This window comes from Agrococcus sp. HG114, assembly GCF_024723325.1.
Lineage (GTDB): Bacteria > Actinomycetota > Actinomycetes > Actinomycetales > Microbacteriaceae > Agrococcus.
Genome location: NZ_JANQCH010000002.1, coordinates 21,798 through 45,515, shown reverse-complemented (window position 1 = coordinate 45,515; position 23,718 = coordinate 21,798). Strand labels below are relative to the sequence as shown.

Here is a 23,718-nt window from a genome sequence, read left to right as displayed (position 1 = left end):
GCGTGGCCGTCACTCGGCGGCGGGCTCGACCCGGTCGAGGATGTCGATGACGAACAGCAGGTGCTGACCCTCCCCGATCGACGCGGGGCGCGTCGCCGGGTCGGCGTAGCCGAGCTCCTGCGGGATCGACACGACGACCTGGCTGCCGACCGGCTGGCCGACGACCGCGTCGACGAAGCCCGGGATGAGGTTCGCGTCGTCGATCGTCATCTCGGTGGGGCTGCCCTTCTCCCACGAGGAGTCGAACACCTCCTCCGTCTCCCAGATGATGCCGGTGTAGTGGAGCAGCACGGTGTCGCCCTCGGCGACCTCCGGGCCGGTGCCCTCGATGCTCTGCATCACCGTGAGCTCGGCCGGTGCGGGCGAGCCGGGGAACGTGACGCCGGGCTGGCCGTTCGGCGCGAGCGCGATCGCCGGCATGCCCTGCTGGCCCGGCTTCGGGTTGCCCTCGGCGCGGCCGGGGCGCACGTCGCTCACGCCGAGGACGACGACGGCGGTGTCGGCGGGAGTGAGGTCGAGTGCTTCCGACGAGGCGGCGGGGCCGTACACCTCGCCGATGGTCGTGGTGAGCACGACGCGGCTGCCGGGGGCGGCGCACTCGACCGCCTGCGCGAGGACCGACTCGGCTCCAGCGGCGACCCGGAGCGCGTTCGAGGGCCTCGCGGGCGAGCCGTCGACCGCGTACGAGGTCGTGATGATGTCCCCCGTCTTGCCGGAGTAGACGATGTAGTCCGCGTCGACGGTCGCGCCCTCCTCGGCGCGCTCGCCGGCGCCGCCGTGCACCTGCGCCTGCGCGCCGTCGCTCACCAGCGGGATCTCGAAGGTCGCTTCCGGCACCTCGGCCGACGCGTCGACGCTCACCTGGTCGGTCGCGGCACCCGGCTGCAGCAGGGGCGTGCAGCCGTCGAGGCTGCCCGCGGGCGCCTGGCACGCGGTGAGGCCGGCGGCTGCCACGAGCAGCGCGGCGATCGAGAGGGGGCGAGTGCGCACAGCGGTGCCTTTCCGGGTCGTGGGAACGCGGTCAGTCTATCTGCGGCGGCGCGGGCTCCCCGGCACCGCCGGTGATCGCCTCCGCCTGGCGCCTCGCGTCGCGCGCGGCGCGGCGCAGCCGCTTGTCGCTCGGCGTGCGGTCGCCGAGCGCGCCGGGGGTCCACGCCTCGATGTCGGCGTCGGCGAAGTCCGCCTTCGCAGCGCGGCGGCGGAACGAGGGCAGGTCGACGCCGTCGGCGACGCGCCGCGCGGTCATGAGGAACCCGGTGTGCGCGACCATCCGGTGGTCGGGGCGCACCGCGAGGCCCTCGACGTGCCAGCCGCGCACGAGCGTCTCGCTCGAGACGGGCGCGGTGAAGCGCCCGTCGGCGCGGATCGCCTCGACCGTGCGGCTCAGCTGCGTGACGGTCGCGACGTAGCAGAGCACGAGGCCTCCCGGCCGCAGCGCGGTCGCGGTCGCGTCGACGCACTCCCACGGCGCGAGCATGTCGAGCAGCACCCGATCGGCCTCGCCCGCGCCGACGTGCTCGGGCAGCGCCTCCGCGAGGTCGCCGAGCACCGTCTCCCAGTTCGCGGGCCGCTCGCCGAAGAACCCCGTCACGTTCGCCTCGGCGACGTCGCGGAACTCATCGCGGCGCTCGAACGACACGAGCCGGCCGGTGCCGTGCAGCGCGCGCAGCAGCCACAGCGACAGGGCGCCCGAGCCGACTCCGGCCTCGACGACGGTGAGGTCGGGGTGGATGTCCGCGAAGCCGACGATGTGCGCGGCGTCCTTGGGGTAGATGATGGCGGCGCCCCGCGGCATCGACATGACGTAGTCGTGCAGCAGCGGGCGGATGGCGAGGTACGGCGCCTCGCCGACGTGCACGAGCGAGCCGTCGTCGAGCCCGACCATGGCCTCGTGGGCGAGCGCGCCGTGCTGCGAGTGGAAGTGCTTGCCCTCGCCGAGCACGATCGTGTGCAGGCGCTGCTTCGGCCCCGTCAGCTGCACGACGTCGCCCCACTGGAACGGCCCGGTCCTGCCCATCATGCGCGGGCCCTCCTGATCTCCTCGGCGAGGTCGGCCGGCGTGCGGCCTGAGAGCGAGGGCCAGTGCACGACCCCCGGCACGGTCGAGACGTCGACCGCGTGCGGCACGCCGATGGTCGTGAGCCCCGCGGCGAGGGCGCTCGCCGCGCCGGTGCGGGAGTCCTCGATCGCGATCGCGTCCGCGGCGTCGACGCCGAGCAGCTCGAGCCCGCGCAGGTACGGCTCGGGATGCGGCTTGCCGCGCTCGCACTCGTCGCCCGCGACGGTCGCGGTGAAGGGCGAGCCGCCGAGGGCGCGCGCGAGCGCCCCCTCGACCCGGTCGACGATCGCGCGGGTCGACATCGTCACGAGCGCGACGGGCACGGCGTCGTCGCGGAGGGCGGCGAGCAGCTCGAGCGCGCCCGGTCGCGCGGGCAGCGCGTCGTCCATCCAGTCGAGCACCTCGCCGACGAGCCGCTCGACGACGGCGTCCGGCTCCATCGGCACGCCGCGCGCGATGAAGTGCGCTGCGCCGTCCCACAGGTCGACCCCGACGAGCGCCTCCGCGTCGGCCGCCGTCCACTCGATGCCGTGGTCGGCCGCGAGCCGGGCCTCCGCCGCCATCCACGCGGGCTCGGTGTCGACGAGGGTGCCGTCGAGGTCGAAGAGCACGGCGCCGATCGGCCGGGAGGCGGGTGGGGTCACCGCGCCAGCCTAGTCGGCGAGACTAGAGTGGGCGTCCGACGTGAGGAGGTGCCACGCGTGGCGCGAGGACCGATCGAGGGCCGCATCATGGTCGTCGCCTTCGAGGGCTGGACCGACGCGGGCGATGCCGCGAGCACCGCGGTGCGGCGGCTCGTGGAGGCGTGCGAGCTCGAGGCGTTCGACGAGATCGAGCCCGACGAGTACGTCGACTTCGCGATGCACCGCCCGGTCGTGCGGACGCTCGACGACGGCACGCGCGCGCTGCAGTGGCCGTCGACGATCGCCTACGCCCCCACGCGGCCGTCGGAGCGGAAGCCGCTCGCCGCCGACGCGGGCCTTGACGTCTCCTCGGGCAACGAGGGGGAGCTGTTCGCGCTCGTCGGCGCCGAGCCGAGCCGCAACTGGGCCGCGTACGCCGCCGAGTTCCTCGAGATCGCGCGCGGCTGCGAGATCGACGCGATCGTCTTCGTGGGCGCGATGCTCGCCGACGTGCCGCACACGCGGCCGATCGCGACGTCGATCTCGAGCGACAGCCCCGAGCTCCAGGCGCGCCTGGGCGTGCTGCGGAGCGAGTACGAGGGACCGACCGGCATCATGACGGTGCTCTCGCTCGCCGCGCAGGACGCGGGCATCCAGACCGCGTCCCTGTGGGCATCCGTGCCCCACTACGTGCACAACGCCCCCGCGCCGAAAGCGGTCATCGCGCTGCTCGACCGGCTCTCGGAGATGGTCGACGTGACGATCCCGCTCGGCGACCTGCCCGAGCAGTCGGGCGAGTGGGAGCGCGGCATCGACGAGATCACCGAGCGCGACGACGACATGCGCGCGTACATCGGCAAGCTCGAGGAGCAGCGCGACGCGGCAGAGAGCCCCGAGGCGTCGGGCGAGGCGATCGCGCACGAGTTCGAGCGGTTCCTGCGCGACCAGAACCGCCGCCCGCGGCAGGAGCCGCAGCGCGACGAGGGGGACGACGCGCCGCCGGTGTGAGCCGCTGCGCGACGACCGGGGTCCGGGACGGGCCTCGGCGACGGGTCCCGGACGGGCCTGCGCGGGCCGCTGCCTACAGCTCCACCGCGCGCGAGCGGAGGTCGATGCCGAGCAGCGCGTCGATCGCCGCGAGGCTGCCCTCGTCGGCGGGGGCGCGCTCGATGAACGCGTCGACGGCCTGCAGGGCGGCCGGCGTGTTGAGGTCGTCGTGGAGCGTGACCCGCAGCCACGGCACGACGCTGTCGTCGAGCGACGGGTCGTCCGGGGGCGTCGCCGCCCACGCGAGCCAGCGGTCGAGCCGAGCCTCGGCGCGAGCGAGCTGCGGCGCCGTCCACTCCCAGTCCTCGCGCCAGTGGTGGTCGAGGAGCGCGAGCCGCAGCGCCGCGGGGCGCGCGCCCTGCTCCCGCAGCCGCGAGACCAGCACGAGGTTGCCCCGCGACTTCGACATCTTCTCGCCCTCGAAGGCGACGAGCCCGGCGTTGAGCCGCGCCTCGCTGAACATGGGAGCGCCGAGCGCGAGCGCGTGGTGGCCCTGCATCTCCTGGTGCGGGAAGCGCAGGTCGCGCCCGCCGGCCGCGACCGTGAACGGGGCGCCGAGCTCGGCCATCGCGATGACCGTGCACTCGACGTGCCAGCCGGGGCGGCCGCGCCCGAGCGGCGACTCCCACGCGGGCTCCCCCGGCCGCTCGGCGCGCCACAGCAGCGGGTCGAGCGGCGAGCGCTTGCCCGGCCGGTCGGGGTCGCCGCCGAACTCGCGCGTGAGCTCGAGCATCTCGGCGTCGTCGGTGCGGCTGCCGGCGCCCATGCGGAACTGCCGCTGCCGCGTGGTGTCGAAGAGCACGTCGACGCGGCCCTCGTCGCCCTCGACCGGCAGCGCGTACGCGTCGCCGGTGTCGAGCATCCGCCGCACCGCGTCGGCGATCGGCGCGATCCGCTCGGTGACGGCGACCCACGAGTCGGGCGGGAGGATGCGCAGCGCCGCCATGTCGTCGCGGAAGAGCTGCTGCTGCGACTGCGCGAGCTCGCGCCAGTCGACCCCGTCGCGCGCGGCGCGCTCGAGGAGCGGGTCGTCGACGTCGGTCGAGTTCATCGCCGTGCGCACCTCGAGTCCCGCGTCGAGCCACACGCGCGTGAGCGTGTCGAAGGCGAGGTAGGTGAACGCGTGGCCGAGGTGCGTCGCGTCGTAGGGGGTGATGCCGCACGTGTACATGGATGCGACGGGCCCCGTCGGCAGGACGGCACGGCCGTCGCGGCGCACGTCGTGCACGCTCGGCCGCTCGGCCGTGCCGTGCCCGAGCGCGGCGAGCGAGGGCACCGCGGGACGCTCCCACGACCGCATCAGAGGGCCTCGATCCAGCCGGCGGAGAGGGCGATGAGGAGCGCGGCGCCGAGCGCGATCCGGTAGAGCACGAACGGCAGGAAGCTGCGCCGCGAGATCCAGTCCATCAGGAACTTGATGACCGCGAGGCCCACGACGAACGCCACGACCGTCGCCGCGATCGTCGGGCCCCAGCCGAGCCCGACCGACGACGGCTCGGCGATCGCCTGCGCGGTCTCGTAGAAGCCCGCGCCGAACACGGCCGGCACCGCGAGGAAGAAGGCGTACTTCGCGGCCGCGGGCCGCTCGTAGCCGAGGGCGCGGCCCATGCTCGTCGTCGCGCCCGAGCGGGAGACGCCGGGGATGAGCGCGAGCATCTGGGCGAGGCCGATGAGGATGCCGTCGGGGTAGGTCGTCGTCTCGAGCGTCTTGACGCGGCGGCCGAGCATGTCGGCGAGGCCGAGGACGATGCCGAAGGCGATGAGCACGGTCGCGGTGATCCACAGGCTGCGCCACTGATCGCGGATGAGGTCCTGCGCGACGACGCCGGCGATCGCGATCGGCACGGTGCCGATGATCACGAGCCAGCCCATCTTCACGTCGGGGTCGTACTTCCCGACCCTGCCGGTGAAGGAGCCGAACCACTTGCCGATGATGCGCGAGATGTCGCGCCAGAAGAAGAGGACGACCGCGAGCTCGGTGCCGATCTGGGTGATCGCGGTGAACGTCGCGCCCGGGTCCTCCGCTCCCGGCAGCAGCTCGCCCGCGATGCGCAGGTGCGCGCTCGACGAGATGGGCAGGAACTCGGTGGCGCCCTGCAGCGCTCCGAGCACGATCGCGATCAGCCAGTCCATGGTCCCCTGGTCGGTAGGCGGGAGGTCAGTACGTCAGCAGCAGGTCTTCGAGCACGTCGGTGCCGAAGTCCAGCGCGTCGAGCGGCACCCGCTCGTCGACGCCGTGGAACATCGCGGCGAAGTCGAGGTCGGGCGAGAGCCGCAGCGGCGCGAAGCCGTAGCCGGCGATGCCGAGCTCCGAGAGCGACTTGTTGTCGGTGCCCCCGGAGAGCATGTACGGCAGCACGGGCGCGTCGGGGTCGAAGCGGCCGAGCGACGCGGCCATCGCCTCGACGAGCGCGCCGCCGAACGGGTGCTCGATGCCGACGTCGCCGTGCACGAGCTCGACCTCGATGTCGTCGCCCACGAGCGCGCGGATCGCGTCGATCGCCTCCCGCTCCCGCCCGGGCAGCGGGCGCACGTCGATGCGCGCCTCGGCGACCGAGGGGATGACGTTGTGCTTGTAGCCCGCCTCGAGCATCGTCGGGTTCGCGGTGTGGCGCAGGCTCGAGCGCAGGAACCGCGAGACGGTGCCGGTGCGCTCGGCGACCGCGTCGGGATCGTCGTCGTCGACGCCGAGGAGGTCTGCGATGCGGGCGACGAGCTCGCGCGTCGTGTCGGTGAGCTCGACGGGGAACTCGTGCGCGCCGACCGCCGCGACGGCGGCCGCGAGCTTCGTCACGGCGTTGTCGCGCATGTGCTGGGAGCCGTGGGCGGCGGTGCCGCGCGCGCGCAGCAGGATCCACTGCAGGGCCTTCTCCCCCGTCTGCAGCAGGTAGGCGCGCGTGCCGGCGACCTCGATCGAGTAGCCGCCGACCTCGCTGATCGCCTCCGTCGCCCCGGCGAACAGCTCGGGGTGGGTGCGCACGAGCCACTGCGCGCCGTAGGCGCCGCCCGCCTCCTCGTCGGCGAAGAACGCGACGACGAGGCCGCGACGGGGCCTGCGGCCGCTCGTGAGGATGCGCTCGAGCGCGGCGAGGATCATCGCGTCCATCTGCTTCATGTCGACCGCGCCGCGTCCCCAGAGCAGCCCGTCGCGGATCTCGCCCGCGAAGGGGTCGACGCTCCACTCCGCCGCATCCGCGGGCACCACGTCGAGGTGGCCGTGCACGACGAGGAGCGGCAGCGACGGGTCCTCCCCCTCGATGCGCGCGACGACGCTCGCCCGGCCGGGTGCGGACTCGAAGGTCTGGCTCTCCACGCCCATGGACGCGAGCACCGCGGTCACGTAGGCCGCCGCATCCGCCTCACCGGTCGCGCGGCCCCCGCCCCAGTTCTGGGTGTCGATGCGGATGAGGTCCCTGGCGAGCTGCACGGTGCGGGAGAGGCCTTCGGTCACCAGCCAAGGCTAGCCTCCTCGCGCTGCTCGCCCGCCGCGCCCGGGGTGGTCATCGGAGGTCCGCGGAGCGTGCTAGAGTCGTTTCTCGGTCCTGCAAGGGAAACCGACACTCTGCGCGGGTGGCGGAATTGGCAGACGCGCTAGCTTGAGGTGCTAGTGCCCGTATTAGGGCGTGGGGGTTCAAGTCCCCCCTCGCGCACGAGAGAGGCCCGGAGCTCCAGCTCCGGGCCTCTTCCCGTTCCCTCTCCAGCCGCGTGCGGCTACCGTGTGCGGCATGGCCTCCTTCTTCGACTCCATCCGCCGTGCGGGCTTCCGCCGCGGCCCCCAGCGCCTGCTCGCCGGCATCTGCGGCGGCATCTCCGCCAGGACCGGCATCAACGTGTGGATCGTGCGGCTCGTGACGCTCGTGCTGTTCCTCCTGCCCGTGGTGGGCTGGGGCCTGTACCTCGTGCTGTGGGTGCTCACGCCCGATCAGCGCGGCTCGATCCCGCTCGAGCGCTGGCTCGGGCGCCGCTGAGCCTCAGCGCGCATCGAGCAGCGCCCGGAGCGTCCGGCGCCCGAGCGCGACCTGCGCCGCGGGGCGGTTGCCGAGCAGGATGAGCGCCTTCCAGAGCGCCCAGCCGCGGCCGCGCGCCCACGTCGCCTCATCGAGCGCGAGCTCGCGCCGGTAGACGTCGGCCGCGGCGCCCTCGAGCCGCGTCCAGAGCAGCACGGTGTCGCACGCGGTGTCGCCGACGCCGGCGCAGCCGAAGTCGATCACGGCCGCCAGCCGGCCGTCGCGCACCAGCAGGTTGTCGAGCGCGACGTCGCCGTGGAACCAGGCAGCCGCGAACGGAGCCGCCGCAGCGAGGGCGTCGCGCCAGATCCCGGCCGCTCGGTCGCGCTCATGGCCGTCGACGCGGGCGAGCAGGTCGCGCACCTCGTCGTCCCAGTGCGCCACGGGCGCGCCGCGGAACGCGCTGTGCGGCCCCGGCGGCGGCGCACCGGCCGTGTCGGCGCCGCGCAGCGCCACGAGGAACCCCGCGACGTCGGCGGCGAACCGCGAGTCGTCGTCGATGCGCGCGGCCGAGGCCGGCTCCCCCTCGAGCCACTCGAGCACCGACCACGGCGCGGGGAAGCGCTCGGACGGGAGTCCGTGGCCGACCACCCTCGGGATCGGCAGGGGCACCGATTGCGCGAGGCGCGGCAGCCATGCCTGCTCCTTCGCGACCTGCGGCACGTACCCGGGTGCGCTCGGGAGCCGGACCGCGAGCGCATCCCCGAGCCGGAAGGCGCGGTGGTCGTTGCCGCCGGGACGCACGGCGCGGACGGGCAGGCCCGCCCATGCGGGGAACTGGTCGGCGAGGAGCGAGCGCACGAGCGCCTCGTCGATGCGCGGCGGCGCAGGCAGCTCGGTCACGGCGGGCTCAGTCGCCGCCGGAGGGCCCGGTGTCGTCGCGCTTGCGCTCACGCCGCAGCATGCTCGCGGGCGCGACGGCCGCGGCGCCGAACCGGTCGTGCACCGCGTCCATCGCGCGCTCCGCGCTCCCCCACGTCTCGGTGTCGTCCCACAGCAGCCCGTGGTCCGCCGCGTCCTGGACGGAGCTCGCGCGCACGCCCAGGAGCCGCACGGGCGGCAGCTCCCCGAGGGCGTCGAGCAGCGACCACGCGGTCTCGACGAGCACGCGCGTGACATCGGTCGCCTCCGGGAGGGTCCTCGACCTGGTGATGGTGCGGAAGTCGTGGAAGCGGACCGTGAGCGTCACCGTGCGCGCCTGCACGCCGGCGTCGCGCAGCCGTCGTCCCACGCCCGTCGCGAGCCGCAGGACCTCGCCGTGCAGCTCGCTCCGCTCCGTGACGTCGCGGAAGAAGGTGTGGTTGTGGCCGAAGGTCTTCTCGTGCCCGCGCTCGCGCACCTCGCGCGGGTCGCGGCCCCACGCGAGCTCGTGCAGGTGGCGCCCGGTCGCCTCGCCGAACCACGCCTCGAGCCGCTCGAGCGGCGTGCGCGCGACATCGCCGACGGTGCGCAGGCCGTAGCGCGCGAGCCGCTCCTGCTGCTTCGGCCCGACGCCCCAGATCGCGCTCGCGGGCTGCGGGTGGAGGAAGTCGAGCACGTGCTCGTCGGGCACCACGAGCAGGCCGTCGGGCTTCGCGCGCGACGACGCGAGCTTCGCGACGTGCTTGGTGCCCGCCGCCCCGACCGACGCGACGAGCCCGGTCTCCTCGCGGATGCGCGCGCGCAGGGCGGGCCCGATGCGGTTCGCGCCGCCGGAGAGGCGCCGGACCCCCGCGATGCCGACGAACGCCTCGTCGATGCCGAGCCGCTCGACGTCGGGCGAGACGTCGTTGAGGATCGCCATCACCTGCTTCGACAGCCGCGAGTAGAGGTGGAAGTCCGGCTCGAGCACGATGGCGCTCGGGCACAGGCGCATGGCCCTGCCCATCGGCATCGCGGAGTGCACGCCGTACCTGCGCGCCTCGTAGGTCGCGGCGGTGACGACCGACCGGGAGGACTCGTGTCCGATCACGACCGGCAGGCCGACGAGGTCGGGCCGCGCGAGCAGCGACGCGGACGCGAAGAACGCGTCGAGGTCGACGTGCAGGATCGTCGCGGTCGCATCGTCCACCTCCGGCCCCGAGACGAGCCGGTTCGAGCCGTCCTGCTTGCTCACGGCTCCATCGTCCCACGCGGGGCCGACATCGCCGCGGGGCACGGCAGGATGGAGGCATGCAGCACCCCGGCCTCGAGCATCCCTTCACCCGATACGTCGCGCTCGGCGACAGCTTCACCGAGGGCGTCGGCGACGAGGAGCCGGGCCTGCCCAACGGCGTGCGGGGCTGGGCCGACCGGGTCGCCGAGGAGCTCGCGCGCACGCGGCACGACTTCCAGTACGCGAACCTCGCGATCCGCGGGCGGCTGCTGCAGCAGATCATCGACGAGCAGCTCGAGCCCGCGGTCGCGCTCGAGCCCGACCTCGTCACGATCTCGGCGGGCGGCAACGACCTCATCCGCCCCGGCGGCGACCCGGACGTGCTCGCGGCGAAGCTCGACGCGGTCGTCGGGCGACTCCGGGCGACCGGCGCGGAGGTCGTGCTCTTCAACGGCCCCGACATCGCGATGACCCCCGTGCTGCGCTCGATCCGCGGCCGGGTCGGCATCTACAACTCGAACCTCCACGGCGTCGCGGCGAAGCACGGCGCGATCGTCGCCGACATGTGGTCGGCGCGCCACCTGCAGCAGCCGCAGATGTGGGCCCCCGACCGCCTCCACTTCTCCGCCTACGGGCACCACGCGATCGCGATCCTCGTGCTCGACGCGCTCGGCGTGCGGCACGACCTCACGCCGATGGAGCCCGAGCCGCTCCCCGTGCGCACGTGGCAGCGCATGCGCCTCGACGACCTGCACTGGGCGCGCGAGCACCTCGCGCCGTGGGTGCTGCGGCGCCTGCGCGGCCAGTCGTCGGGCGACGCGATCTCCCCGAAGCGGCCGACCGCGGCGCCCGTGCTGCCGTCGCCGCACGAGCCTCGCGCGGACTAGTCGAAGTACCAGCCGAGCACGTGGGGCGCGTTCGCGATGCGCCACCATGCGTCCGGCCCCGGCAGCAGGCTCGCGGTGCGCACCGGCACCGACGCGTCCCCGCGCTCGAGCCGCACCTCGCCGACGTGCTGCGGCACCGCGCCGGCGGCGATGGGCTCGACCGTGGCGCTCCATCCCGGGGCGTCGTCGGCGAACACGTGCGCGTCGAGCCCGCCCGCAGCGACCGCGCGCGTCGACGCGCCCCATGGCGCGCGGTACTCGGCGATCACGTCGCCCTCCTCGACGATCGTCCGGGTCGCGAAGTTCGGCCACACGCTCTCGAGCAGCGAGATCATCGCGGCGTCCGTCTCGTCCGCCGCGATCGTGCCCATCACGACCCCGACGACGCGGCGTGGCTCGCCGTCGACCTCGCGCACGGCGGTGACGAAGAGGTTCCGGCCCCAGATCTTGAGGGTCCCCGTCTTGCCGCCGTCGATGTCGTGCTCGCCGAGGATCCGGTTCGTGTTCGGCGCGATGCCGATGCCGGGGATGCGCACCGACTCGAGCTGGATCGTCGCGAGCACGACCGGCTCCTCGACCGCCATGAGCGCCGCGCGGGTGAGGTCGGCGGCGCTCGAGACGGTCCGGGCGTCGAGCCCCGCCGGGTCGGCGAGCACCGTGCGATCGAGTCCGTGCCGATCGGTCCACGCGGCGGCGGCGGCCGCGAAGCCGTCCATGTCGCCGAACGCCCAGTTCGCGAGCGACCAGATCGCGTTCCCGGCCGAGTCGACGAGCGACCACTCGATGAGGTCGCGCTGCGTCACCTGCATGCCGTCGAAGACCGGGGCGATCGGCGCGTTCTCGCGCAGCGCGCGCGCCTGCGCGGCGACGTCGTCGGCGTCGAGCGCGATGACGGCTCCGCGCGAGCCCGGCTCGATGGGGTGCGCGTCGAGCACGACGAGCACCGTGACGAGCTTCGCGACGCTCGCCATCGGGTGCGCCTCCTCGCTCCCCCACGACTCCCAGACGTCCTCGCCGCCATCGATCCCCACGACGCCGTAGCCCGCCGCGCGCGCCTCCTCGGGCCAGTCGATGTGCGCGGCCGGCAGGGCGGCCCGGCGGGCGTCGAGCCGCTCGGCCGCGATGGCCGGCGCCGGCGCCACGAGGGCCGCGCCGACGAGCGCGACCGCCGCGACGAGCGCGATGACGAGCAGCGCGCGCACGAGCACCACGAGCGGATGCGTCCGCCCGGCCCGCGTTGGGATCGTCACCGCAGCGCCCACATCGCGACCGCCGCGGTCGCGGCGACGTTGAGCGAGTCGACCCCGTGGCGCATCGGGATGCGCACGACCCGGTCAGCCGCGGCGATCGCGCGCTGCGACAGCCCGGGCCCCTCGGAGCCGAGCACGAGCGCGACTCGCTCGGCGGGCGCGGCGGCGTAGTCGGCGAGGTCGACCGCGTCGTCCCGGAGCGCCATCGCGACGACCTCGAAGCCCGCGTCGTGGAAGCGGGGCACCGCGGCCTCGAGCGAGTCGATGCGCGTCCACGGCACCTGCAGCACCGTCCCCATCGACACGCGCACGCTGCGGCGGTAGAGCGGGTCGGCGCACGTCGAGGTCACGAGCACCGCGTCGCCGCCGATGCCCGCGACCGAGCGGAACGCGGCGCCGACGTTCGTGTGGTCGACGAGCCCGTCGAGCACGACGACGCGACGTGCGCGCTCGAGCAGCGCCGACGCATCCGGCAGCACCGGGCGGTGCATCGCGGCGAGCGCCCCGCGGTGCAGGTGGAAGCCGGTGAGCTGCTCGAGGAGCGCCTCGTCGCCGACGAACACCGGCACGTCGAGGCCGGCGACGAGGCGCTCGACGTCGGGGAGCCAGCGGGGCGCGACGAGCACCGAGCGCGGCTCGTGGCCGGCGCGCAGCGCGCGCTCGAGCACCGTCTGCGACTCGGCGATGTAGAGGCCGCGCTCGGGCTCGGTGCGACGGCGCAGCGCGACGTCGGTGAGCCCGACGAAGTCCTGCAGCCGTGGGTCGTCGAGCGAGTCGATCGCCACGATCTCCATGCTCGCTCCCGCCCTTCTCGCAGGACTCCCGAGCCTACCCGCGACTAGGGTGGCGGCCATGCTCGACACAGCGATCGACCTGCTGCGGGGACGCCGGATCGCGGTGCTGACCGGGGCGGGCATCTCGACCGACTCGGGCATCCCCGACTACCGCGGGGAGGGCGCGCCGAAGCGCACGCCGATGCAGTTCGACACGTTCCTGTCGTCGGTCGACGCGCGCCGCCGCTACTGGGCCGGCAGCCACCTCGGGTGGCAGCGCTTCGCCTCGGTGCACCCGAACGAGGGGCACCGCGCGCTCGCCCACATGGAGGAGGCCGGCATCATCACCGGCATCGCGACGCAGAACGTCGACGACCTGCACGAGCGGGCCGGCTCGACGACCGTCACGCACGTGCACGGGCAGCTGCACACCGTCTCGTGCCTCGACTGCGGCACGCGCTTCGACCGGCACCGCATCGCCGACGAGATCGAGCGGCTCAACCCGTGGATCCGGCTGCCCGAGCAGGTGCGGCTGCAGCCCGACGGCGACGTCGAGATCGACCCGTCGCAGCGGTTCGAGGTGCCCCCGTGCCCCGTGTGCGGCGGCATCCTCAAGCCCGACGTCGTCTTCTTCGGCGAGATCGTGCCGCCGCGCGTGTTCGCCGAGGCGCGCGACATCATCGCCGCGGGCGACGCCGTGCTCGTCGCCGGCTCGTCGCTCGTCGTGAACTCCGGCACGCGGCTGCTCGAGGTCGCGCGGCGGGCCGACGTGCCGATCGTGATCGTCAACCGCGGCGAGACGAAGTGGGATGCGCGCGCCGCGGTGCGTGTGGAGGGCGGCACCTCCGAGACGCTCACGGCGATGGCCGAGGCGCTCGTGGCTCCCTTCTAGGAGCGGGCCTCCGCAGCGATCCGCTCGAGGAACGCCCCGAGCCGCTCCGCGGAGTCGCGCCAGCTGAACCGGGCGGCCTGCTCGAGCGAGGCGCGCGAGACGGCCGCCCACTCCCCCTCGAGCGATCGCACGGCGCGCGCGAGCGCATCCGCGTCGCCGACCGCGAAGTACCGCGCCGCGTCGCCGCCGACCTCGCGGAAGATCTCGGTGTCGGCGATCACGGCCGGCACGCCGAGGCTCATCGCCTCGAGCACGGGGATGCCGAAGCCCTCGTCGCGCGACGCGTGCACGAACGCGGTCGCGCTGCGCAGCAGGTCGGCGTAGTCGGCGTCGGCGATGCCGTCGTGGAAGACGACGGATGCGCCGCCGGCGAGCCGGGCGAGCCGCTCCCGCGTCGCGGGGTCGACGCGGCTGCACAGGTGCAGCTCGTGGTCGGGCAGCAGGCGCGCGGCGCGCACGAGCGTCTCGACGTCCTTGTATGGCATGAACGAGCCCATGTACACGAGCCGCCGGGTCGGCGGGCGCTCGTGCGCGACCGGCTCCCCGAGGTGCGGTGCGGCGTTGCGCACGACCGCGAGCGGCCGCCGCGTGAGCCGGTGCCGCTCGATGAGCCGGCGGGTGGTCTCGGAGATCGTGACGACGCCGTCGACCGCGTTCAGCAGCATGCGCTGCGGCCCGAACGAGAGGTGGTACGCGCGCCACAGCAGCCGGATGAGCGCGGGCATGTCGCGCGGCGGCGTGCGGTGGCGGTAGTAGATGAGGTCGTGCACCGTCGTGACGAGCGGCCACGCGCGGCCGATCGAGCCGATCGTCTGCATCGGCGACCACGCGATGTCGGCCGGCACGCGCCGAAGCCGCCACGAGGTGAGCGGCTCGAGCACGCCCGCGGGCGACGGGCCGAGCACGTGCGGCAGGGACGGCAGCATCGCGAGCTGCCGCGCGTCGCTCACGAGCATCGTGACGTCGTGGTCGCGGCCGAGCTCGGCGACGAGCTCGGCGGTGAAGCGCGAGATGCCGTCGTGGCGCTCGAGCCGCACGTAGCGGCAGTCGGCGAGGATGCGCACTACCGGCCGGCCTCGGCGAGGAACCGGCGGATGACCGCGGCCGCCTCGCGCGGCTGCTCGTAGTGCACGAGGTGGCCGGTGCCGCGCAGCACCGCGAGCCGCGCGTCGGGGAAGCGCGAGCGCAGCCGGTGCTGCTCGGCGAGCGGGGTGATGTCGTCGCGGTCGGCGGCGATGAGCTGCACGGGCTGGCGGACGCGGCCCGCGACCTCGCCCACCGTGTGGCGGATCGACGCGTCGAAGGCCTCGAGCACCGACTGCCGCGACGCGTACCGCGAGAAGTAGCGGTCGTGCTGGCCGTGGATCCAGCTGCGCAGCAGCGGGTCGCGGGTCTTCGCCATGAACGCGCTCATCCCCCGCACGATGGGCGGCGCGCCGAGCAGCGCGAGGCCCGCGCGCTCGGGCAGCGCCGCCGCGGCGCGGTAGTAGCCGAGCGCGAGCAGCGAGCCGAGGCGGTTGGGGCCCGAGAGCGCGGGAGTCGCGATGGGGTTCACGAGCACGATCCGCGCGGCGTCGAGGCCGGTCGCGGCCGCGTGCGCGACCACGATCGAGCCGAACGAGTGGCCGAGCACGACGGCGCCGGGCGCCTCGGTCGCGACGAGCGCCCGCAGCCAGTCGGCGTAGCCGTCGATGGATGCGACGGGCAGCGGGGCGGAGTCGCCGAAGCCGGGCAGGTCGGGGGCGATGACCCGCATGCCGGGCAGGTGCGCGGCGATCGGCTCGAGCCCGTGGTGGTCGCCGCGGAACCCGTGCACGAGCACGAGCGGCGGGACCTCGGGCGCGCCGTACTCGAAGACCGCGGTGCGCACGCCGGCGGCCTCGACGGAGCGGGTGCGCTGCGGGAGCGCGTCGAGCAGCGCCCGGTACGGGGATCGGTCCGCTCGCGCTTCCACTGCCACCAGCCGAGCCTACCCGGGGGTGTGGGCGGGCCGGGCTACCGTGGGCGCATGACGGAGACGAACGTGCAGGAGGCGGCGCAGCTGCATCGACCGATCCTCGCGGTGAGCCCCGACGCTCCCGACCGCTGGATCGACCGGCTCGCCGTGTTCGACCTCGAGACCACCGGCGTCGACCCCGCCGAGGCGCGCATCGTGACGGCCTACGTCGGCCTCCTCGACGCGAGCGGGACGGTCGTCGACGGGCGCTCGTGGATCGTCGACCCGGGCATCGAGATCCCCTCCGCCTCGACCGAGGTGCACGGCATCACGACCGAGCGCGCCCGCGCCGAGGGCGCCGAGGCCGCGGTCGCGGTGCGCGAGATCCGCGATGTGCTCGCCGGGCACTTCGCCGCCGGGCTCGCGGTGTGCGCGTTCAACGCCGCCTACGACTTCTCGCTGCTCGCGGCCGAGTGCCGCAGGCACGGCATCGAGCCGCTCGACGCGCGCCCCGTGATCGACCCCATGGTCATCGACCGGCAGGTCGACCGCTACCGCCGCGGCAAGCGCACGCTCACGGTCGCGACCGAGGTCTACGGCATCGAGCTCACCGACGCGCACGACGCGAGCGCCGACGCCATCGCGGCGGGCCGTCTCGCGCAGGCGATGACCGCCCGCTACCCCGAGCTGCGCATCGACCCGATCTCGCTGCACGACCTCACCATGCGGTGGGCCGACGAGCAGGCGGCGGGCTTCGAGGAGTTCCGGCGCCGCAGCGACCCGGCGTTCAGCGCCGGGCGCGGCTGGCCGCTGCGGCGGTGACGGCATGCGAGAGGGCGACGAGCCGGAGCCCGTCGCCCTCTCGTCGCTGCTGCGGAGATCAGCCGCCGAAGCCCTTGTAGCGGTTCTTGAACTTCTCGACGCGGCCGGCGGAGTCCATGATGCGCTGCTTGCCCGTGTAGAACGGGTGCGACGCCGACGAGATCTCGACGTCGATCACCGGGTAGGTCTCGCCGTCGAGCTCGATCGTCTTGTCGCTCGTGATCGTCGAGCGCGTCAGGAACGTCTCGCCCGAGGCGAGGTCGCGGAACACGATCGGCTGGTAGTCGGGGTGGATCTCGGTCTTCATGGCAGTTCCTTGGTCGCTCGGGCGCGGAAGTCTGTGGTCGGCATGCGGGCCGACAGACGAGTGTATCAGGTGGGCGGGCCGACGGGGAGGCTCAGCGCGTCGCGCGCGCCGACCAGCGGCCGCCGTCGTGGGCGACCTCGAGGCCGAGGCCGAACGTCTCCGTCAGGTGCGCATCCGTCAGCACCGAATCGAGCGGGCCCGCAGCGACGATGCGCCCCTCGCGCAGCAGCATGCCGTGCGTGAAGCCGGGCGGGATCTCCTCGACGTGGTGGGTGACCATCACGATCGCCGGCGCGAGCGAGCTCGACGCGTACTCCTCGAGCGAGGCGAGCAGCGACTCGCGGGCGCCGAGGTCGAGGCTGCCGGCGGGCTCGTCGAGCAGCATGAGCTCGGGGTCGGTCATGACCGCGCGCGCGATCTGCACGCGCTTGCGCTCGCCGTCCGAGAGCGTGCCGAACGGGCGGTTCGCGAGGGGCGCGAGGTCCCACGCGTCCATCACCTCGGCGGCGCGCTCGAGGTCGAGCGACTCGTAGCGCTCGTGCCAGCGGCCGGTGACGGCGTAGGCCGCGGTGAGCACGACGTCGCCGACGCGCTCGGCGGCGGGGATGCGGCGCGCGAGGCCCGTCGCGGCGAGCCCGATGCGAGTGCGCAGCTCGAACACGTCGACCTTGCCGACCCGCTCCCCCAGCACGTCGATCGTGCCGGAGGTCGGATGCGTCGCCGCGGCCGCGAGCTGCAGGATCGTCGACTTGCCCGCGCCGTTCGGCCCGAGGACCACCCAGCGGTCGGCCTCGTCGACGCTCCAGCTGAGCTGGTCGAGGATGCGATTGCCGTTCCGGACGAAGGAGACATCACGGAGCTCGAGCACATTCGCCATGCGAGCGAGCCTACCGACCGGCGCGCTCGGCGATGACGCGCTCGTACACCTCGCGCGTCTCGGTCGCGATGCGCTCCCAGTCGAAGTGCTCGGCCGCGCGCCGGCGCCCGGCCTCGCCCATGCGGCGGGCCGCGTCCGGGTCGGCGACCATGCGGGTGAGGGCGTCGGCGAGGTCGGCGACGAAGCGGTCGGGGTCGGTCGGCGTGCCCGTGCCGTCCTGCACCTGGTCGATCGGGACGAGGAAGCCCGTCTCGCCGTCGACGATGACCTCGGGGATGCCGCCGGTCGCGCTGCCGACGACCGGGGCGCCGCACGCCATCGCCTCGAGGTTCACGATGCCGAGCGGCTCGTAGACGCTCGGGCACACGAACGTCGTCGCGTGGCTGAGCAGCACGCGGATGTCGTCGCGCTCGAGCTGGTCGTCGATCCAGAGGACGCCGTCGCGCGCCGACTGCAGCTCCTCGACGAGGCCCTTGACCTCGGCGAGGATCTCCGGCGTGTCGGGAGCCCCGGCGACGAGCACGAGCTGCACGCCCTCGGGCAGCGAGCGGGCGGCGCGCAGCAGGTGCGGCAGGCCCTTCTGCCGCGTGATGCGGCCGACGAAGACGACGGCGGGACGGTCGGGGTCCATGCCGAGCTCGCGCGCGCGACCGGCGTCCGGCAGCGGCGACCACGCCTCGAGGTCGATCCCGTTGTGGATGGTGACGACGCGCTCGGGGTCGAGCGCCGGGTACGAGCGCAGGATGTCGGCGCGCATGCCGTCGGACACCGCGATGACGCGATCGGCGGCCTCGTACGCGCGCCGCTCGACGTCGCTCGAGATGCGGTAGCCGCCGCCGAGCTGCTCGGCCTTCCACGGTCGGAGCGGCTCGAGCGAGTGGGCGGTCACGACGTGCGGGATGCCGTGCAGCTCCTGCGCGAGCCGGCCCGCCTCGTTGGCGTACCAGGTGTGCGAGTGCACGAGGTCGGCGCCGGCGACGGCGTCGGCGATCTGCAGGTCGACCGCGAGCGTCTGGAGCGCCGCGTTCGCCTCGGCGAGCTCGGCCGGCACGTCGTAGGCGGTCACGCCGGCCTCGTCGCGCGGCCCGCCGAAGCAGCGCACCTGCACCTCGACGGAGTGCCGGAGCGCCTTCACGAGCTCGGTCACGTGGACCCCCGCTCCCCCGTAGACCTCGGGCGGATACTCCTTCGTGAGCAGGTCGACGCGCATGCCCTCACAGTACGCCAGCGCTCTCGACCGTCGTTCGGCTCATGGTCAGCGTGCAGACACGGACCGTAGGGTGAACCCATGGACAAGAAGGTGTTCGGGATCGTGCTCGCCGGCGGCGAGGGCAAGCGGCTCATGCCCCTCACCGCCGACCGGGCGAAGCCGGCGGTGCCGTTCGGCGGCTCCTACCGCCTCATCGACTTCGCGATCTCCAACCTCATCAACTCGGGGCTCCGGCAGATCGTCGTGCTCACGCAGTACAAGTCGCACTCGCTCGACCGCCACATCTCGCAGGTGTGGCGCATGTCGTCGATGCTGAACTCCTACGTCACGTCGGTTCCCGCGCAGCAGCGCACCGGCAAGCACTGGTTCGCGGGCTCGGCCGACGCGATCTTCCAGTCGCTCAACCTCATCGCCGACGAGAAGCCCGACATCGTGGTGGTCGTCGGCGCCGACCACGTCTACCGCATGGACTTCCGCGACATGATCGACGCGCACCTCGCCTCCGGCGCGCGCGCGACGGTCGCGGGCATCCGCCAGCCCCTCGAGCTCGCGAACCAGTTCGGCGTCATCGAGGAGGACGAGGAGCGGCCCGACTACATCCGCGCCTTCCACGAGAAGCCCGCCGACGCATCCGGCTTCGTCGTCGCCCCGGGCGAGGTGCTCGCCTCGATGGGCAACTACGTCTTCGACGCCGACGCGCTCGTCGAGGCGGTCATCGCCGACAACCAGGTCGAGGACTCCGACCACGACATGGGCGGCGACATCGTGCCGTGGTTCGTCGAGCGCGGCGAGGCGGCGATGTACGACCTGAAGAACAACACGGTGCCGGGCGCGACCGAGCGCGACAAGTACTACTGGCGCGACGTCGGCACGATCGAGTCGTTCTTCGACGCGCACATGGACCTCATCTCGGCGCTGCCGATCTTCAACCTCTACAACCGCGAGTGGCCGATCTACACGCAGACGGTCAACGCCCCGCCCGCGAAGTTCACGAGGGATGCGTGGGGCCGCGCCGCCGACGTCAACGAGGCCATCGTGGGCGCCGGCTCGGTCGTGCAGGGCGCGAGCGTCGTGCGGAGCGTCGTCTCGCCGTGGTGCTCGATCGACGCGGGAGCGACCGTGTCGGACGCGATCCTGTTCGACCAGGTGCACGTGGGCGCCGGCGCCGTCGTGCGGCGCGCGATCATCGACAAGGAGGTCGAGATCGGTCCCGGCGTGCAGGTCGGCGTCGACCACGAGGCCGACCGCGCGCGCGGCTTCTCCGTGTCGGCCTCGGGCATCGTGACGGTGCCCAAGGGCCTGAAGATCTTCCAGTGAGGGCGTCCCTGCTCGTCGTCACCGATGTCGACTCGACGCTCATCCGCGACGAGGTCATCGAGCTGCTCGCTCGCGCGGTCGGTCCCGACGCGGAGCGCCACGTCGCCGCCGTCACCGAGCGCGCGATGCGCGGCGAGCTTGACTTCGCGGCCTCGCTCGCCGAGCGGCTGCGCATGCTCGAGGGGCTGCCGGTCTCGGTGCTCGACGACGCGCGCGCCGCGGTGACCGTCACGCACGGGGTGCCCGAGCTCATCGCCGAGGTGCACGCGCGCGGCGGCGCCGTCGCCGCGGTCTCGGGCGGCTTCCACGAGGTGCTCGACCCGATCGCGGCCGAGCTCGGCATCGACCACGCGCGCGCGAACCGGCTCGAGGTCGCGGATGGGCGGCTCACGGGCCGCTCGATCGGTCCGGTCATCGACGGGGCCGCGAAGCGCGACACGCTCGAGTCGCTGCGGCTGAACCTCGGCGTGCCGCGCGAGCGGATCATGGCGGTCGGCGACGGCGCGAACGACGTGCTCATGATGGAGGCGGCGGGCATCTCGGTCGCGTTCTGCGCGAAGCCCCTCGTGCGCGAGGTCGCGACGAACGCGATCGACGTGCCCGACTTCCGCGAGCTCATCCCGCTGCTGCCGGGCTGATCCTCGAAGCACCCGACTGCGGCCGCCCGCCACGGGGCAAGGACGTCCTGCGGCCAGCGCCACGGGGCAAGGATCTGCCGCTGCGTCTCGCGGGCGCCTCCTTGCTGCGTGGCGCTCCGCCGCGACCGACCGGGGTGGGTCGACGTGGTGCGGGCCGCCGAGGCCGTCAGTGGCCCATGCCGAGGCCGCCGTCGACCGGGATGACGGCGCCCGAGATGTAGGCGGCCTCGTCGCTCGCGAGCCAGCGCACGACGCCCGCGACCTCCTCGGCGGAGCCGTAGCGGCCCGCGGGGATCGCCTGCTTGTACTCCGCTTGCGTCTTCTCGTCGAGCTCGGCGGTCATGTCGGTCGCGATGAACCCGGGGGCGACGACGTTCGCGGTGATGCCGCGCGCGCCGAGCTCGCGCGTGATCGAGCGCGCGATGCCGACGAGCCCGGCCTTGGAGGCGGCGTAGTTGACCTGGCCGGGACCGCCGTAGAGCCCCACGACGCTCGAGATGAGGACGACGCGCCCCCACTTGGCGCGCAGCATGCCCTTCGAGGCGCGCTGCACCACGCGGAAGGCGCCGCCGAGGTTCGTGTCCACGACCGTCGAGAAGTCCTCCTCGCTCATGCGCATGAGCAGCGTGTCGCGCGTGATGCCCGCGTTCGCGACCACGACCTCCACGGGGCCGAGCTCCGCCTCGACGCGCGCGAACGCGGCGTCGATCGACGCCGAGTCGGTCACGTCGGCCGCGACCGCGAGCGCGCCCTCGGGGCCGGAGCCGTCGCGCGAGGTGATCGCGACGCGGTGTCCGGCGTCGAGGAAGGCCTGGGCGATCGCGCGGCCGATGCCGCGGTTGCCGCCGGTGACGAGCACGGTGCGAGAGGTCATGCGAGCCAGCCTAGGAGAACCCGTGTGCCCGCGAGGCCGCGCGCGGGAGTCAGGGCTCGCGCAAAGGGCACGGGCGTAGACTCGCTCGCGCCATGCGAGCACGGTCCGCGTCGATCACCGACCTCCCGATCTCCCCAGACGAGGATCGTGAGAGGCGCTTCCGCATGTACCTGTACATGATGCTCGTGCGCGTCGCGTGCCTCGGGATCTTCTTCGTCGTGCCCGGCTGGTGGAAGGTGCTGCCCGCGATCGTCGCGGTGCTCATCCCCTACTTCGCGGTGGTGGTCGCGAACGTGTCGACGCACGCCGTCGGCGAGGTGCGGCAGGCGCCGAACGCGCTCCCGCCCGGCCCGTCCGCGGCGTCGGGCGCGGCGGGCGACGAGGGTCGCCGATGAGCCTGCTCGCCATGCTCGACGGCGGCGCCGGTGCCACCCCGTGCTCCGCCGCGGGCTGCGCCGCACCCGCCGCGCACGCGCTGCACTGGCGCAACCCGCGCATCCACGCCGACGACCGCGTGAAGACGTGGGCGGCGTGCGACGCGCACCGCGGCAGCCTCGCCGAGCGGCTGCGCTCGCGCGGCTTCCCGGTGGTCGAGACGGCGTTCGGCGAGACCGTGGAGCGCGTCGCCTGATGCTCGCGATCCTCCGCCAGCCTCGCTGGCTCGGCTACCTCGCGCTGGCGACGGCCTTCGCGCTCGCGTGCTGCCTGTTCGGCGTGTGGCAGTGGAACCGGCGGGAGGAGGCGCTCGCGGCGATCGAGCGGCTCGAGGCGAACTACGACCGCGTGCCGGTGGCGGTGACGGATGCGCTCCCCGACCCGGGCGGGTTCGAGCCCGACCTGCAGTGGACGCCGGTCGTGCTCGAGGGCGAGTACCTGCTCGACGAGCAGCTGCTGCTGCGCGGCCGGTGGCGCGACGGCCGGGTCGGGTTCGACGTCGTCGCCCCGTTCCGCACGTCGGACGGCACGGTGTTCGTCGTCGACCGCGGATGGATCGACCAGGCGCCCGGTGCCGAGCGGCCCGTCACCGACCCCGCGACGCCTGCGGGGCCCACGACCGTCGTCGCGCGGCTGCGGCCCAACGAGGGCGACATCCCGGGCCGCGGGGCCCCCGAGGGGCAGATCGCCTCGGTCGACCTCCCGTCGATCGCCGAGGGCCTCGACGCGCCCGTCTACACGGGCGCGTACGGGCTGCTCGTGAGCGAGGACGGCGAGGCGCCCGCCGATGTCGCGATCGCGACTCGGCCCGTGCTCGACGAGGGCCCGCACCTGTCGTACACGCTGCAGTGGTTCGTCTTCGCGCTCTTCGGCTACGCGGCCGTCGCGTGGGGCGTGCGGGAGGAGCTGCGCGGGGACGCGCCCGCGCCGGCCCCGAAGCGAGCGCGGCGCACCGATGCCGACGTCGAGGACGACATCCTCGACCGCGGCTGACCGGCCGCGATCAGTCCCGCCCGCGGTCGCCGAGCGTCGGGATGGACTCGGTCCGCAGCGACGGCACCCGCCAGTCGAGCACCTCGCTCGCGATGCGCACCGCGCACACGGTCGCCGCGATCGCGGTGAGCACAGCCCAGTGGCCCCACCCGTACCACTCCGCCGCCGCGGCCGCGCTCGAGCCGAGCAGCGCGGGCAGCAGGTAGAGGCGCGACTCGCGGCGGAACACGGCAGGGATGTCGTTGGCGAGCGCGTCGCGCAGGATGCCGCCGCCGATGCCCGTGAGCATGCCGACGAACGCGGCACCCACGGGGTCGAGCCCGTAGTGGACCGCCTTCGTCGCGCCGCCGACGACGAAGATGCCGAGCCCGATCGCGTCGAAGACGAGCACGGGCTTGTCGAGCCGCTGCATCCAGCGGTGCAGGAGGAACACCGCGAGCGCGCCGAGCAGCGCGAGCCCGATCATCCACCAGTCGCGGAGCACCGCGACCGGGGTCGCGCCGAGCAGCAGGTCGCGCAGCATGCCGCCGCCCGTCGCGGTGACGACGGCGAGCCCCGCCATGCCGACGACGTCCATCCGCTTCTGGACGGCGAGCAGCGCGCCCGAGACGGCGAACGCGACGATCCCGACCGCGTTGAGCACGCCGCCGACCGCCGACAGCCACCCGACCGGCTCATCCAGCATGCGCGCGCCTCC

The 23,718-nt window shown here is 73.9% G+C and carries 27 protein-coding genes and 1 tRNA gene; 11 read left to right on the top strand and 17 right to left on the bottom strand.

Annotation, left to right across the window (positions count from 1 at the left end; all coding sequences use genetic code 11):
* Positions 1-9 precede the first annotated feature (9 nt).
* The 3 genes from NWP09_RS00890 to NWP09_RS00880 are packed head-to-tail and all read right to left on the bottom strand — an operon-like array spanning position 10 to position 2,703.
* Positions 10-990, bottom strand: a complete 981-nt coding sequence (locus tag NWP09_RS00890) for an FKBP-type peptidyl-prolyl cis-trans isomerase (protein WP_258273659.1) — start codon at positions 988-990, stop codon at positions 10-12.
* A gap of 31 nt (positions 991-1,021) precedes the next feature.
* Entirely contained in the window at positions 1,022-2,020 is a 999-nt protein-coding gene (locus NWP09_RS00885; RefSeq protein ID WP_258273658.1) for a tRNA (adenine-N1)-methyltransferase, read from the bottom strand.
* Positions 2,017-2,703, bottom strand: coding sequence for an HAD family phosphatase (locus NWP09_RS00880; RefSeq protein ID WP_258273657.1), 687 nt, complete (start codon positions 2,701-2,703; stop codon positions 2,017-2,019). The genes NWP09_RS00885 and NWP09_RS00880 overlap by 4 nt, the downstream gene beginning before the upstream one ends.
* A 57-nt stretch (positions 2,704-2,760) precedes the next feature.
* On the opposite strand from NWP09_RS00880, the gene NWP09_RS00875 reads away from it, so the two are divergent.
* Positions 2,761-3,690 carry a PAC2 family protein gene (locus tag NWP09_RS00875; RefSeq protein WP_258273656.1) on the top strand — a complete coding sequence of 310 codons (930 nt, stop codon included), beginning with the start codon at positions 2,761-2,763 and terminating at the stop codon, positions 3,688-3,690.
* 73 nt (positions 3,691-3,763) lie between these two features.
* On the opposite strand, the gene NWP09_RS00870 is transcribed toward NWP09_RS00875, so the two are convergent.
* The 3 genes from NWP09_RS00870 to NWP09_RS00860 are packed head-to-tail and all read right to left on the bottom strand — an operon-like array spanning position 3,764 to position 7,180.
* Positions 3,764-5,005 (bottom strand): cysteine--1-D-myo-inosityl 2-amino-2-deoxy-alpha-D-glucopyranoside ligase, encoded by a 1,242-nt coding sequence (locus NWP09_RS00870; RefSeq protein ID WP_309137087.1) that lies wholly within the window; start codon positions 5,003-5,005, stop codon positions 3,764-3,766.
* A 23-nt stretch (positions 5,006-5,028) separates the two neighbouring features.
* The gene (locus NWP09_RS00865; protein WP_258273654.1) at positions 5,029-5,862 is read right to left on the bottom strand and encodes an undecaprenyl-diphosphate phosphatase; all 834 of its coding nucleotides are present in this window, start codon (positions 5,860-5,862) and stop codon (positions 5,029-5,031) included.
* A 25-nt stretch (positions 5,863-5,887) separates the two neighbouring features.
* The gene (locus NWP09_RS00860; RefSeq protein ID WP_258273653.1) at positions 5,888-7,180 is read right to left on the bottom strand and encodes a M20/M25/M40 family metallo-hydrolase; all 1,293 of its coding nucleotides are present in this window, start codon (positions 7,178-7,180) and stop codon (positions 5,888-5,890) included.
* A 113-nt stretch (positions 7,181-7,293) separates the two neighbouring features.
* On the opposite strand from NWP09_RS00860, the gene NWP09_RS00855 reads away from it, so the two are divergent.
* Positions 7,294-7,379, top strand: a tRNA-Leu gene (locus NWP09_RS00855).
* A 75-nt stretch (positions 7,380-7,454) separates the two neighbouring features.
* Positions 7,455-7,697, top strand: coding sequence for a PspC domain-containing protein (locus NWP09_RS00850; protein WP_258273652.1), 243 nt, complete (start codon positions 7,455-7,457; stop codon positions 7,695-7,697).
* A gap of 3 nt (positions 7,698-7,700) precedes the next feature.
* Here NWP09_RS00850 and NWP09_RS00845 read toward each other — a convergent pair whose 3' ends face one another.
* Positions 7,701-8,579, bottom strand: a complete 879-nt coding sequence (locus tag NWP09_RS00845) for an aminoglycoside phosphotransferase family protein (protein ID WP_258273651.1) — start codon at positions 8,577-8,579, stop codon at positions 7,701-7,703.
* A 7-nt stretch (positions 8,580-8,586) separates the two neighbouring features.
* Positions 8,587-9,831, bottom strand: a complete 1,245-nt coding sequence (gene dinB / locus NWP09_RS00840) for a DNA polymerase IV (protein ID WP_258273650.1) — start codon at positions 9,829-9,831, stop codon at positions 8,587-8,589.
* A 56-nt stretch (positions 9,832-9,887) separates the two neighbouring features.
* Between dinB and NWP09_RS00835 the strand changes: the two genes are divergently transcribed.
* A complete protein-coding gene (locus NWP09_RS00835) occupies positions 9,888-10,697 on the top strand; it encodes an SGNH/GDSL hydrolase family protein (RefSeq protein WP_258273649.1) in 810 nt (269 codons plus the stop codon).
* Here NWP09_RS00835 and NWP09_RS00830 read toward each other — a convergent pair.
* Complete coding sequence (locus tag NWP09_RS00830) at positions 10,694-11,947, bottom strand: D-alanyl-D-alanine carboxypeptidase family protein (protein WP_258273648.1); 1,254 nt, start codon at positions 11,945-11,947, stop codon at positions 10,694-10,696. The genes NWP09_RS00835 and NWP09_RS00830 overlap by 4 nt on opposite strands.
* A complete protein-coding gene (locus NWP09_RS00825) occupies positions 11,944-12,741 on the bottom strand; it encodes an RNA methyltransferase (RefSeq protein WP_258273647.1) in 798 nt (265 codons plus the stop codon). The genes NWP09_RS00830 and NWP09_RS00825 overlap by 4 nt, the downstream gene beginning before the upstream one ends.
* 58 nt (positions 12,742-12,799) lie before the next feature.
* On the opposite strand from NWP09_RS00825, the gene NWP09_RS00820 reads away from it, so the two are divergent.
* Positions 12,800-13,612 (top strand): Sir2 family NAD-dependent protein deacetylase, encoded by an 813-nt coding sequence (locus NWP09_RS00820; RefSeq protein ID WP_258273646.1) that lies wholly within the window; start codon positions 12,800-12,802, stop codon positions 13,610-13,612.
* On the opposite strand, the gene NWP09_RS00815 is transcribed toward NWP09_RS00820, so the two are convergent.
* Entirely contained in the window at positions 13,609-14,676 is a 1,068-nt protein-coding gene (locus NWP09_RS00815) for a glycosyltransferase family 1 protein (RefSeq protein ID WP_258273645.1), read from the bottom strand. The two genes, NWP09_RS00820 and NWP09_RS00815, sit on opposite strands and share 4 nt — an antisense overlap.
* On the bottom strand, positions 14,676-15,572 hold the full coding sequence (locus tag NWP09_RS00810; RefSeq protein ID WP_258273644.1) for an alpha/beta fold hydrolase: 897 nt from the start codon (positions 15,570-15,572) through the stop codon (positions 14,676-14,678). Before NWP09_RS00810 ends, NWP09_RS00815 begins: the two co-directional genes overlap by 1 nt.
* A gap of 48 nt (positions 15,573-15,620) precedes the next feature.
* On the opposite strand from NWP09_RS00810, the gene NWP09_RS00805 reads away from it, so the two are divergent.
* On the top strand, positions 15,621-16,370 hold the full coding sequence (locus NWP09_RS00805; RefSeq protein WP_258273643.1) for an exonuclease domain-containing protein: 750 nt from the start codon (positions 15,621-15,623) through the stop codon (positions 16,368-16,370).
* Positions 16,371-16,428: 58 nt separating this feature from the next.
* On the opposite strand, the gene NWP09_RS00800 is transcribed toward NWP09_RS00805, so the two are convergent.
* The 3 genes from NWP09_RS00800 to glgA form a co-directional block, all read right to left on the bottom strand.
* Complete coding sequence (locus NWP09_RS00800) at positions 16,429-16,677, bottom strand: type B 50S ribosomal protein L31 (RefSeq protein WP_128190198.1); 249 nt, start codon at positions 16,675-16,677, stop codon at positions 16,429-16,431.
* Between the two features lie 91 nt (positions 16,678-16,768).
* Positions 16,769-17,554 (bottom strand): ABC transporter ATP-binding protein, encoded by a 786-nt coding sequence (locus tag NWP09_RS00795; protein WP_258273642.1) that lies wholly within the window; start codon positions 17,552-17,554, stop codon positions 16,769-16,771.
* Between the two features lie 10 nt (positions 17,555-17,564).
* Entirely contained in the window at positions 17,565-18,764 is a 1,200-nt protein-coding gene (gene glgA / locus NWP09_RS00790; RefSeq protein WP_258273641.1) for a glycogen synthase, read from the bottom strand.
* A gap of 78 nt (positions 18,765-18,842) precedes the next feature.
* On the opposite strand from glgA, the gene glgC reads away from it, so the two are divergent.
* Together glgC and serB are read left to right on the top strand one after the other, a co-directional pair.
* Positions 18,843-20,081: a glucose-1-phosphate adenylyltransferase gene (gene glgC, locus NWP09_RS00785; protein WP_258273640.1), complete on the top strand. Its 1,239-nt coding sequence runs from the start codon at positions 18,843-18,845 to the stop codon at positions 20,079-20,081.
* Positions 20,078-20,719 carry a phosphoserine phosphatase SerB gene (serB, locus tag NWP09_RS00780; protein WP_258273639.1) on the top strand — a complete coding sequence of 214 codons (642 nt, stop codon included), beginning with the start codon at positions 20,078-20,080 and terminating at the stop codon, positions 20,717-20,719. The genes glgC and serB overlap by 4 nt, the downstream gene beginning before the upstream one ends.
* 166 nt (positions 20,720-20,885) lie before the next feature.
* On the opposite strand, the gene fabG is transcribed toward serB, so the two are convergent.
* Positions 20,886-21,593, bottom strand: coding sequence for a beta-ketoacyl-ACP reductase (gene fabG / locus NWP09_RS00775; RefSeq protein ID WP_258273638.1), 708 nt, complete (start codon positions 21,591-21,593; stop codon positions 20,886-20,888).
* A 92-nt stretch (positions 21,594-21,685) separates the two neighbouring features.
* Between fabG and NWP09_RS00770 the strand changes: the two genes are divergently transcribed.
* Genes NWP09_RS00770 through NWP09_RS00760 form a run of 3 tightly spaced genes read left to right on the top strand, consistent with a single transcriptional unit; the run spans position 21,686 to position 23,021 of the window.
* Positions 21,686-21,988, top strand: coding sequence for a DUF3099 domain-containing protein (locus tag NWP09_RS00770; RefSeq protein WP_258273637.1), 303 nt, complete (start codon positions 21,686-21,688; stop codon positions 21,986-21,988).
* Positions 21,985-22,224, top strand: a complete 240-nt coding sequence (locus NWP09_RS00765) for a hypothetical protein (protein WP_258273636.1) — start codon at positions 21,985-21,987, stop codon at positions 22,222-22,224. The genes NWP09_RS00770 and NWP09_RS00765 overlap by 4 nt, the downstream gene beginning before the upstream one ends.
* Positions 22,224-23,021 (top strand): SURF1 family protein, encoded by a 798-nt coding sequence (locus tag NWP09_RS00760; protein WP_258273635.1) that lies wholly within the window; start codon positions 22,224-22,226, stop codon positions 23,019-23,021. Before NWP09_RS00765 ends, NWP09_RS00760 begins: the two co-directional genes overlap by 1 nt.
* Positions 23,022-23,031: 10 nt before the next feature.
* Here NWP09_RS00760 and NWP09_RS00755 read toward each other — a convergent pair whose 3' ends face one another.
* Positions 23,032-23,706, bottom strand: coding sequence for a trimeric intracellular cation channel family protein (locus NWP09_RS00755; RefSeq protein WP_258273634.1), 675 nt, complete (start codon positions 23,704-23,706; stop codon positions 23,032-23,034).
* Between the last annotated feature and the right edge of the window lie 12 nt (positions 23,707-23,718).